General features: G+C 51.9%; 3 protein-coding genes. All 3 read left to right on the top strand.

The annotated features are described in order from the left end of the window. Positions 1-210: hypothetical protein (locus BQ9893_RS20970; protein ID WP_075967840.1), on the top strand; the 210-nt coding region annotated here is incomplete at its 5' end. Continuing rightward, the gene (locus BQ9893_RS20965) at positions 143-700 is read left to right on the top strand and encodes a phage virion morphogenesis family protein (protein ID WP_072546186.1); all 558 of its coding nucleotides are present in this window, start codon (positions 143-145) and stop codon (positions 698-700) included. The genes BQ9893_RS20970 and BQ9893_RS20965, both read left to right, overlap by 68 nt. Next, on the top strand, positions 697-1,078 hold a 382-nt coding region (locus BQ9893_RS20960), incomplete at its 3' end, for a hypothetical protein (RefSeq protein WP_075967839.1). The genes BQ9893_RS20965 and BQ9893_RS20960, both read left to right, overlap by 4 nt.

Below are 1,078 nucleotides of genomic sequence, written 5' to 3'. Positions count from 1 at the left end.
GAGATCTGGCGGCGGTACGTATATCCTGTATATGCCGTTACCGAACGTACATTCTACAATATACTCAACGCGAGCGCGGATGCGAGCAAGAAGATAGCTGACGAGGAGACCCGCCAGCTTTTACTCTTTAATGACGATGACTATGAACAAGGACGTGCAGAAGATAATCGCCCGGATCCTGCAGGATATCCGGGTGGAGATGACAGATGAGTTCGACCGTAATTTTGAGCGTCAGGCTTTTTTCTCCGAGGCATGGCAGCGGCGTAAAAGCCCGACACGTCCCGGAGGTTCTATTTTGATAGATACCGGCCGGCTCAGGCGGAGCGTTTCCAGCCGGACCACGGAGAACAGCATCACGTTTTACACCGACCTTTCGTATGCGGCCATTCACAATGACGGCGGGGAGATAAGGGTGACAAAAAAGATGAAGCGTTACTTTTGGCATAAATACTACGAGGCGACCGGTTCTTTCGGACGCAGGAAGAATGGAGAGAAACGCAAGGACAAACGTACCGTGCAGCTGACCGGCGAGGCGGAGTTCTGGAAGTTCATGGCCTTGAAAAAGGAGGGCAGCATGATCAAGATTCCCCGAAGGCGTTTCTTGGGGGTTTCTCCCGAAGTGGAGAAGGCTGTCCGTGAAATCATAGAGGAAAATATAACGGAATATTTCAATGTTGAATTTGACATAAGACGGAAATGAGAAAGGAACTTTATAATATGCTCTGCAAGGAGCTGAAGGAGGTGGGCGGAGGCTTGATAAAACACATCGACCTGTGGAACCACAATGTGGAGTTTATCGAGCAGGAGGAGAATTGGGAACGCCCTGCCGTGTTCGTGGAGTTCTGCCCGATACGCTGGAACGCGATTGTGGACGGGGTGGAATATCGGGCCGAACCGGAAGTGAAACTGCATATCGTGACGGACTGGGCCGGTGCAGCCAACGAGGGCAGTCCGTTCAAGGAAGAGGCGTTGGAGGTGTTTGACCTGCCGGAACTGATACATGAGCGGCTCTCGTGCATGGATGGCGATACTTTCATGGCATTTGACCTTGTGGAGAGCCAGACGAACCACAACCACG

Source organism: Parabacteroides massiliensis, assembly GCF_900155425.1.
Classification (GTDB): domain Bacteria; phylum Bacteroidota; class Bacteroidia; order Bacteroidales; family Tannerellaceae; genus Parabacteroides; species Parabacteroides massiliensis.
The sequence above is the reverse complement of the archived record's forward strand: the minus strand, read 5'-3'. Positions and strand labels throughout refer to the sequence as shown.

Coding starts and splice junctions, on each gene's coding strand:
- BQ9893_RS20965 (WP_072546186.1), top strand. CDS start 143: ATGAACAAGGACGTGCAGAAGATAATCGCCCGGATCCTGCAGGATATC.